The organism is Longimonas sp., from assembly GCF_046498435.1.
GTDB lineage: Bacteria > Bacteroidota > Rhodothermia > Rhodothermales > Salinibacteraceae > Longimonas.
The window spans coordinates 20,084-30,235 of record NZ_JAWOAR010000152.1 but is presented as its reverse complement, the minus strand read 5'-3'; the positions used below and the strand labels follow the sequence as shown (position 1 = coordinate 30,235).

General features: G+C 57.1%; 6 protein-coding genes. 2 read left to right on the top strand and 4 right to left on the bottom strand.

All coding sequences use genetic code 11. From position 1 onward, the window contains the following. Positions 1 to 359 (bottom strand): transposase (locus tag R6U20_RS05645; RefSeq protein ID WP_410336889.1); only part of this gene is annotated, 359 nt, incomplete at its 3' end. A gap of 771 nt (positions 360 to 1,130) precedes the next feature. Here R6U20_RS05645 and R6U20_RS05640 point away from each other — a divergent pair. Beyond that, positions 1,131 to 4,145, top strand: coding sequence for a SusC/RagA family TonB-linked outer membrane protein (locus R6U20_RS05640; RefSeq protein ID WP_410336888.1), 3,015 nt, complete (start codon positions 1,131 to 1,133; stop codon positions 4,143 to 4,145). A 60-nt stretch (positions 4,146 to 4,205) separates the two neighbouring features. After that, positions 4,206 to 5,570, top strand: a complete 1,365-nt coding sequence (locus tag R6U20_RS05635) for a RagB/SusD family nutrient uptake outer membrane protein (RefSeq protein ID WP_410336887.1) — start codon at positions 4,206 to 4,208, stop codon at positions 5,568 to 5,570. 324 nt (positions 5,571 to 5,894) lie between these two features. Here the strand turns inward: R6U20_RS05635 and nagB are convergent, their stop codons facing one another. The 3 genes from nagB to R6U20_RS05620 all read right to left on the bottom strand — a co-directional run bounded on the left by nagB (position 5,895) and on the right by R6U20_RS05620 (position 10,111). Beyond that, a complete protein-coding gene (gene nagB, locus R6U20_RS05630; RefSeq protein ID WP_410336886.1) occupies positions 5,895 to 7,949 on the bottom strand; it encodes a glucosamine-6-phosphate deaminase in 2,055 nt (684 codons plus the stop codon). Continuing rightward, positions 7,904 to 9,127, bottom strand: a complete 1,224-nt coding sequence (locus R6U20_RS05625; protein ID WP_410336885.1) for an AGE family epimerase/isomerase — start codon at positions 9,125 to 9,127, stop codon at positions 7,904 to 7,906. Before R6U20_RS05625 ends, nagB begins: the two co-directional genes overlap by 46 nt. Positions 9,128 to 9,199: 72 nt before the next feature. Beyond that, positions 9,200 to 10,111: a DUF4434 domain-containing protein gene (locus R6U20_RS05620; protein WP_410336884.1), complete on the bottom strand. Its 912-nt coding sequence runs from the start codon at positions 10,109 to 10,111 to the stop codon at positions 9,200 to 9,202. Between the last annotated feature and the right edge of the window lie 41 nt (positions 10,112 to 10,152).

Sequence of the window (10,152 nt, the reverse complement as noted above, 5' to 3'; positions counted from 1 at the left end):
ATCTTCTTCACGCGACGCGTGCTCACGCCCTGCACGACCATCTGCATGAGCGCCAGCACCAGCGCCTTCTCCGACCGTTGATATCGCTGGAAGAGCTGGGTTTGAAACGTCCCGTCCCGATCTCGGGGGACCTCCAGGTTGATCGTTCCGACTCGCGTGGTGAGCTGCCGCTCATACGACCCGTTGCGGTAGCCCTGCCGCGAGTCGGTCCGCTGGTCCGATTCGGCGCCCAGATGTTCAGTCATCTCCGCTTGCAGCATCTGGTTCAGGATCGGCTCCAGCAGCGCTGCCATGCCGCGGTCGTTCTGGAGCAGGTGTTGGATCTTTTCGTCGTCGATTGTAATCTCAAAGATAGCCATCGTTAGTATGTCGGTTGGTTCGGTTCGTCTCGCTTCCAACCTGGCAAAACGCGATGGCTTTTTCTACTCGCTCGCCTCAATTACACAAGATTACGGACTCAACCCCATCAAAATGAGGGTTGACAGAGCACTACTATTCGGATCTGATACCAACTCCGCATGCTTCATTCGTGTACGTAGGTACCAAAGGGTAAACGGGAGAACGCGAACAACATCCAGCCATCCCCAACCTATCTGTCTATCTCCCACCCCGGAGCGCTGTAGAGAAACGATACCGTTTGGTGGTACGCGTTCCATCACGTCATCTGCTATTCCCTGTGTAGAAGAACGGGGCAGAGCCCCTGAACGGCCCCGTCGCGAGGCGGAGCCCCGCGACGGGGTGACGTGTGAGTTGTAACTGCGCACGTTCTCCCCGTAATGCTGCAACCGGATTTGGCATGACAGATCTTTACAACAAGTGCACGTATTAACGAGTAGATGCAGCTTTCAGCTCGATAAAAGCGCTTACACGTCTTCACAAATCTATCTTTCCAGCTTGACATTCTGTTTGCACGTTCCTACACTTTCCTTCATATAAGACGCGTTTTGGTCCGCTAAAGAGCGACAAGCTGTCACACGAGTTAGATATCGTGGGTAGCTGGCCAGAAGTGTCTTTTCCAGCAGCCCCCCACCGTGTCCTCCTGCGAACATCCCGCGTTCCTGTGCGACTCGTTTCTGCGGGTTGCGTCTGTCTGTATGTTATGTTTTTCATAGACTGCTTGCCATTTTATTATGCACGACCGATACCTGATACGCCATGCCGGGGCATGGTTGATCTTGCTTGCTCTACTGATGAGTTGGCCCACCCTGGCTGTAGCTCAAACGACGGTAGAAGGCACCGTCATTGACGCGGAAGATGAAACGCCCCTTCCGGGTGTGAACGTAACGGTGCAGAACACCCAAGTTGGAGCGCTCACCGACGCCGATGGGCGATTCACAATTGAGCTGCCTGAAGGGCGACGCACCCTTGTATTTTCGTTTGTGGGCTTTGCCACCCAAGAAGTGACCGTTGCCGAAGGCGAAACGAACATTGATGTGTCGATGGAGCCCGATGTGGTGGGGCTTGACGAAGTAGTGGTTACAGGACTGGCCTCCAGCATCAAACGTGAGAACCTCGCTAACGCTGTCACAAAGATTGATGCTGAGGATATCGCAGGAAACGTTGACCCTTCAACGCTTGACGGCGCTATGCAGGGCAAACTGGCAGGCGTCAACATTACGTCGCAGAGCGGCGCGCCCGGCGGCGGTATCAACGTGCAGATGCGTGGTATTAGCACACTGGGAGCAGGCTCCTCGCAGCCGCTCTACATTATCGATGGCGTCTACGTCAACAATGCCCAAATTTCAACAGGTCGGTCGTCAGTCGATGGAGCTGGAGGGGGCAGTCAAGATAACTCGGCCAACCGTCTGGCCGATCTGAACCCCGATGAGATCGAGAGTATCGAAGTGCTGAAGGGCCCCTCTGCGGCGGCTATCTACGGGCAGCGCGCCAATTCGGGTGTGGTGATCATCACCACCAAGCGCGGCGAAGCAGGTCGCACACGTGTGAGCTTTTCCCAGGAGTTGGGCGCCGTATCAGCGCTGAACTTACTTGGAGTAGCCTCGTGGAGCGAAGACAAGATCGACCTGATCTACGGCGAAGGCACCCCTGCTGCTGCCCGCGAAAAAGACCGCTTCAACGAGGCTCAGCAGGATGGGACCATCACCGACTACGAGGATGAGCTCTATGGCAATGTAGGGCTGGCCCGCAATACCCAGCTTGAGATTTCTGGGGGCAATGAACAGACGCAGTTCTTCGTCGCTGGTGGACTTAAAGACGAGGACGGCATTATTGAGAACACCGGTTTTGCCCGCAAGACCGTTCGGGGTAACATCGACCACCGCTTGAGTGACCGGGTACGCATCGCCTCAAGCTCAAACTATATCTACAGCGACTCCGACCGCGGATTCACGGGCAACCAGAACTCGACGGGGGGCTCGGTGGGCTATACTCTGGCCTACACGCCAACTTACGCACAACTGCAGCCGGATGAGGATGGCAACTTCCCCGACAACCCCTATTTTGCGGAGAACCCGCTTCGGCTGGTCAATGAAGCAACTAACAATCAGGAGGTTAGCCGTTTTCTGCAGTCATTCTCGCTGAATGCAGATCTACTGCAGAGCGAGAGCGCTTCTCTTTCGCTGGATCTGAAAGGCGGCCTGGACTACCTGAACAGCAATAGCACGGTGTATTTCCCGCCGTTTTTCCAGTTTCAGCAGTCGCAGTCCGATCCCGGTGATGTGATTCAGGGGAAAGAGGACAACTTTAATACAAATATGCAGGGCTTTCTCGTCTATAACCAGACGTTAGAGTCAGGAGCCGGGTCCTTCGACCTGACCACACAAGGCGGCTTCACCCGTTACACGCAAGATGAGAACCGACAGCTCGTACGTGGGCGCGGACTGGCCCCGGGCCAGCTCAATCCGCTTAATGGGCAAACCCAGGAGATCTTTTCCCAGCAGTTTGTAAAGATCGTCGATATCGGCTATGTCGGCCAGCAAGAGATTAATTGGGACGACAGGGTCATCGGTACATTTGGCGCACGCTTCGACCGCTCGACGCTCAACGTAAAACAGCAGGACTTTTACTTTTATCCGAAGGGGTCGTTGGCTATCAACCTGCACAATTTTGGCTTCTGGGGGATCGACTCCATTGGGCAGATGAAACTGCGTACGGCCTACGGCGAGACGGGCGGCCTGCCTCAGTTTGGCGCGACCTTCTCCGCTCTCAATAGCAGCAATATTGGAGGGGGGCTGGGATCCACGATATCAACCCGGGGCGTTGATCCGGACCTCGACCCAGAGCGGTCGCGCGAGTTGGAGGTCGGTGCCGACGTAAGTGCTCTTGATGGAAGCATCGCTCTCGAAGCAACTTATTATCGCAAGACCGTAGACGACATTATCCTTGACCGAGAGAACGAGGTCTCAACAGGAATCACCCAAATCGCCACGAATGCCGGAACGCTGAGAAATACCGGCATCGAGCTGGGGCTAAGCGTTTTACCCATAAGCCGAGATAACTTCTCCTGGTTCTCGCGAACGCTCTTCTGGCAGAACAACTCGGAGATGACCGACCTGACGATTCCGGCCTTCACAACAGGCGGATTCGGCGCGGCACTCGGCACCTACTACACCGGCGAAGGCTTCTCGCCAACAACAATTGTTGGCACGCCAGCGACGCCAGACGCAGAGGTACCGTTTACGATCTATGGCGACGCACAGCCCGACTTCCAGATGTCGTTTTCGAACTCGTTTACCCTGTTTCAGGATCTGGAGCTGAGCTTCCTCTTCCACTGGAGCAAGGGGGGCGAGAACATTAACCTGTCACGCTTCCTCTCTGACATCGGGGGCACGACAGCGGACTGGAACGAGGATCACGACGGCGACGGCGTACCTAACGGCCTTGATCGCACCGACATGTTTGGCCCGGGCGCAGCGCAGTTCGTTGAAGACGCGAGCTACGTCAAGCTCCGTGAAGCGTCGATCTATTACACGCTTCCAAGCAGCGTTCTCGATACAGCCTTCAATGGAACGCTCCGCAACGTCAAGCTGGGTCTGTCTGGATCTAACCTGCTGCTGTTCAGCGACTACGACAGCTACGACCCGGAAGTCTCAGTCTTTGGGACGCAAGCGGTGGCGCAGTCGGTAGAGGTGACGCCGTACCCCAGTTCGCGGCGCCTCACGTTCCACCTGCGGCTGGAATACTAATGCGCTCGCCACCCCCCCATCCCACTTTTTCAGCTTCCGATGAGACTCATTCCTATGACTATGCAACGTTTTGCCTATAACGCGTGCTTCGTCGTGCTACTCGCCGCTACCCTGGCAGCCTGCGACTTCTTCGATCCTGGCACCGTCACCGACCCCAACAGTCCCTCTACCGAGGCCGTGCTGAATGGAGCAACCCCAAGTGAGCTTCAGAACCTGGTGACGGGCCTCGAAGATCGCCACCGCAACGCCCTACCCGATGTCACCGAACTCTATGGGTCGTTTGGACGCGAGGTGTACGCCACCTTTGCTTCAGACCCGCGCTTCATCACAAACTGGCTGGGCCAAGAAGGTGTCACGCCTGATGCCGAGTTCTTCGCCGATGGAGGGGCCTTCGACGTACCTTACGCGGCAATCAAGCAAGGCAACTTTCTGATCGACGCCGTGAACAACACCGACGCCGTTAATGAGCAGGAGGCCAACGGCTATATCGGCTTTGCAAAGACGATCCAGGCCTATCAGTACCTGATCGCCCTGAATGGCCAGTGGCGCGGACCGGATCGTAACCCGCCCGGCTCAATCCGAATCGACGTGGCCGACCCGCTCAATCCAGGACCGTTCCTCAGCTACGACGAGTCCCTCGCAGAAATCCGTAGGATCCTGGACGAAGCCGATACGGAGCTTGGTAATGCCGGGAACTCATTTGCCTTCACACTCTCCAGCGGCTTTGAAGGATTCGACTCTCCGACGACAATGCGCGAACTAAACCGCGCCATCGCCGCGCGAGCAGCCATCTATGCTGAGGACTGGACGGGTGCACTGAATGCCTTAGATAACTCGTTCCTTTCACTTACGACCGGTGAGACGAGCATGAACGAAGGCGCCTACCACGTCTTTGGCTCTCCGCCTGATGAGTTCAACCCGCTTTTCTACCCGCGTAACGCGAACACAAATCAGATCCTGATGGTGCATCCTTCGATGCTTGAGGACGCGCTACCGGGTGACTTGCGCGTAGAACAGAAATTCTTCGAGCGGGATGAACCGATCTCGAACGGCGACCTGCCGGGCGTCGAACTCTTCTACCAGGATAACCGGTACGAATCGAACGAGTCGCCCATTCCATTCATGCGTAACGAGGAGCTCATCCTGATCTATGCAGAGGCACACGCACAGACGGGTAACCTCGGCGATGCGATTGATGCTATTGATATCATCCGAGAGACGTGGGAGTTGGATGCCTACGACGGGCCGTCCACCGAAGCAGCGCTGATCGACGAGATTCTGTTTCAGCGTCGCTATTCGCTCTGGGCTGAAGGCGGCCACCGATGGATCGACGCACGACGCTATGAGCGCCTCGACGAAATCCCAACCGAACTGGATGGTGGTCAGGTCTTCGAGAAGCTGGCGCGTCCGCTCAGTGAACGGTAAGCATCGTGAGCTCTCTGCTAACGGCGCTCTTCTCCCTCGACCGCAAGGTAAACCGGTTTGGTCACAGCTCCCGATTCCGGCGAGCGAGAACCTGTAGCTGCGAAAACCTGTAGCTGCCGCCTGGCTACGCTGCATAGCGTATATAACAGCACCAACGCCCGCGCCCTCCAACCTGCAATAGGCTGGAGGGCGCGTGTCGTTGTACCCATTTCTCTCTACCAGGCCCCTGGTTTCTCAAACCGAATTAAGGATGGGCGTTCTTATCTTTCACCCGTCCATCCCTCCATACACCAACGACGCAGCAGAGTTGGTAGTAGCACGCGCTTACGGCATCGTGTATGTTTTCACGTATGCTTCCGCAGCGTAAAACTCGGGGAGTCCCAGCGCATTGAGCGTTTCTGCCGTGTCACGGTTGCGGTCGCGGGCGCGCTGCCAGAACTCACGCTCATCGTACGCCCCCGGAAACATGGCCCGATCTTTCTGGCTCTCATGCTTGAAGATGGCCTCGACTTTTCGGTCCAGGTCCGACTTCGTCATCGGCAAGAAGATGTTAGCGCGATGCGTTTCCCATTCTTGCCAGGCCCCCCGATAAAGCCATATCTGCGGACCGGAAGGATCTGCACTTTCGGCAGACGTATCGCGGTACCGGGCCAGCGCGGCTTTGATCGCCTGGTAACACATGCGGTGGGTGCCATGCGGATCAGAAAGATCTCCGGCCACAAAAATATGTTCGGGGTTGACTTCCTCCAGCAAGTCGAGAACCACCTGCACATCGGCCTCCCCAATTGGGTCTTTGCGAATACGTCCTGTCTTGTAGAACGGCATGTCGAGGAAACGCGCATGCTCAGCATCCAGCCCCATAACCTCAATGGCGGCAACGGCTTCGCTGTATCGCACATACGCCTTGATAGCTTGCAACGCCTCGGGGGCCACCTCGCCGGGTTCGCGTGTCTCCATAAACGTGATGAGCGCGTCGCGCACGGTCTCGAAGTCATTGAGTGCGTCTTCACTGAGCCCAAGCGCGCTGGCACTCATCTTCAGAAAACGTAGGTACCGGCGCACATCCGCGTCGAACACCGCCACGGAGCCGTTGGTCATGTACGCTACCGTAATCTCGTTGTCGTTGCGCACCAGCTGGTCGAGCATGCCCCCCATCGAGATAACGTCGTCGTCAGGGTGCGGGCTGAAGACAATGACGCGGTCTCCCGAAAACAGCGCTTCGGGATACGTAATGCGCTGCCGGAGGTCGTCGAACACCTCGCGAGCCAGATCATCCACATGGTCGTAGCGGTGAACCAGTGCATGCAACTGGTGCTGGTAAAAGTCGGCGGGCTCCAGCCTCGGAATCGCTTTTCCGGTTTTCTGCGAAAGCCAGATGACCGCGCGTTTGGCTTTCTGCGCATCCCACTCCACTTCGCGCACGCGCCACGGGGTCTTTTCGCGCGTCAGTTCGCCTGCTGCCGCCCGATCGAGATAGAAGGTCGCGTTGGCGTGCTCTTGCAGATAGCTGGCGGTAACCTCGCGCGTGGGTGGCTCTTCGACAGCGCGGCGTACAATCGGCCCTTTGTGCTCGCCTGTTGCCATAAGGATGATCTCATTGGCATCCAAAATGGTGCCAACGCCCATCGTGATCGCTTCTTCGGGGACGTTCTCCTCGCCGAAAAAGTCGGAGGCCGCGTCTTTCCGGGTAATTTCGTCGAGTATGATGAGGCGCGTGCGGGTCTTCGCTCCCGAACCGGGCTCATTGAAGCCCACATGCCCACTGCGACCGATGCCCAGCAGTTGCAAGTCGATGCCGCCCGCTTTCGTGATGGCATGTTCGTACTCCAGACAGTGGCGCTCCACCTCATCCTGCGGGATATCTCCGCGTGGAATGTGGATCTGCTCGGGCGGAATATTGATGTGGTCGAACAGATTCTCATGCATGAACCGATGGTAGCTCTGCAAGCTCTCCGGCTCCATCGGGTAATACTCGTCCAGGTTAAAAGTAACCACGTTCGAGAAGTCAAGCCCCTCTTCCTGATGCATACGCACCAGCTCCTGGTACACCCCAATGGGGGTAGAACCGGTGGGAAGGCCGAGCACAGCGCTTTGCCCCACGGCCTGGCGCTCCTCAATCAGGGTTGCGATGCGAAGCGCCACGCGGGTCGCCATCTCCCCCGGATCATCGAAAATGAGTACGGGGACGCGCTCATAGTCGGTGCCATGCGAAGTATGAGACGGTCCCTCGGTAAAGGGGGCAGTTGCCTGTGTACGGGCAGACGATTCGGAGGATGCTGCGTCAGTAGCCATAGCGTAATCGGTGGACTGAATGATCGTAAGCGAGCGTGCCCTCAATCGGAGGGTGGTGCTTCGAGACGGCGCAGCAGTTGGCCGCATAGCCAGAGCGTGCGCGGCACATGAAAGCAGCCCTTGTACGGAGCTCCTTTGCAGCGATGCGTAACCGTCCCATCGCGATTGAGGTATCCAAACCACTCCCCATATCCAGGGTCGGGAAAGTGGGTAAACGTGTATTCGTGAACCGAGGTAAAGGCGGCCCAATCCTGCTCGGCCCCGGTCAGTGCATAGTTGAGCAGATGCGCATAGAGCGCCTCGCAATGCGGCCACCACAGCTTCATGAACCACTCCAACTGCGTGGGCGAATATCCATCGGCGTCGAGAAAGTAGAAGAGTCCGCCGTACTCGTCGTCCCACCCCGTGGCATGCGACCACCGGACCATCTGAACCGCCTGGCGTTGCAGGTCGGGCCGGTTGAGTCGCTGCGCCCAGTGCTGAACGAACCACCCGGCTTCGATGGCATGCCCCGGGTTGAGCAGGCGGCCCTCGGCGGTATCGATGCGCGTGCCATCGGGGCGCACCGTTTCGTAGACGCGTTCGGTGTCGGGGTCGATGTGGTGCTGGATGCGCTTGAGGCAGGCATCTATTTCGGATTGGTAGGGCGTGCGTTCGCCATCCGTAATTACCTCAATGAGGTTCAGCAAAATCATAGGGATAGCGAGGGATGATGCATCCACCTGCCCTGCATGACGCGGACGACCAACCTGTGATAGATCTTTCGACCACGCCCACACCTGCTCAAAGTGCGTGTGGGCTTCGCGCAAGAGGTCGTCGCGTCCGGTGGCGTGCGCATACTCAGCCAGCCCCATGACGTAGAAGCATTCCGAGAAAATCTTGCGCTGCTGGTAGATCGGCGCCCCGTCTTCCGTCAGCGAAAAGAAGACCTGCCCGTTGGGTCGGAGGGCGTGGTTGCGCAGGAACGAGAGACCGTGTTCAGCACACTGGAGCCAGGTGTCGCGCGGCTCTGTGGTGCGGTAGAGCGTGCTAAACATCCAAACCTGGCGGCCCTGGAGCCAGCTATATTTGGTGGCATCGTAGCACGTCCCGTCACGACTCAGGCAATTGTAATAGCCGCCGTGGGCGTCGTCGGGCGAATGGGTCTCCCAAAATGGAAGCACATGCTCAAACAGTTCAGTTTCGTAGCGCTGCCGCAGGCGCGCAATCGTACCACGGCGCCCCTCAGAAGGCGCGGCTTGAATCGGAAGCTGATCAGTCATCATGCGTGGCCTTTGTTATGAAAAGGTTTTCATTTTAATCTCGGAGCCGTTTTTATTGCGCGGTAGGTATCGGAGCTATGCGGTGGGCGTGTTGATCCAGTTCCGGTATCGGTCGTGAAGCGTACGCGCTGATGGAAATGTGGAGTGGGGACTCATGAAGTGCGAGAACTCGAACGTGATAATTTTCTCCACGGCCGCCGCAGCTGCCTGCTCGATCTTATAGCGAAGTTTGCGAAAGTCAATAGGAGGAAACTGGATGCGCACGTCACGATCGAACGACTCTACATTGCTCCAGCATTGAATGCCGTGGGCTTCGGCCAACTCGTGATTCACATCCAAGTATCGAGGCAGGTCGTGCAGCGGGACATTGCCATCTTGAAACGCGACGACATCCACCAGTCCCTCAAGGCGTTCGAACACTGTTTTCCATGTAGACGCGTGCTCATCAAAGGCCATAGCGTCTTCTCCAAACTGCTTTACCCCTTTCATATAGGGCGACATCAGAATGGGGACGTTTTTGAGCGCCCGCAAATGGGTAGCAAGCTCTTCGTAGAGTCGCATCTGCTCGTCGTCGTACGTGTTGATTTCGTGGCAGATGTACCAGCCCGCAAAAGCATCGGCGGCGCCGTAGCGCTCCACGACTTCGTGGCAGAATGCTTTGTTGATTGCCACCTCTTCGGCGTAGTCTCCCTCATCCCAGAAGGTGCCCGCATCGTACGTCCCGAAATAGAAGTCCATGTCGCAGCGGGCGGCTTCTTCCAGGAAAAGCGCAACCAGGTCGTTATATGCTGGAATCATGGGTCGATGCGACTGGAGCACCTCCGAATCGAACGTGGACCGATTGCGGTATCCGGCCCGAATCAGAATAACCGTATCGATGCCCACGGCGCGCATCGCGTCGAAGTCGCGCGCCCACTCCTGCGGCCCCCAGTTTTGCGAGGGGATGTCGTGCGTAATTTCGTCGAGAAAGGTGCCCGTGATTTTCATAAGGTGATGGGAAGCATCGATGCATAAGCTCAAACGAATGC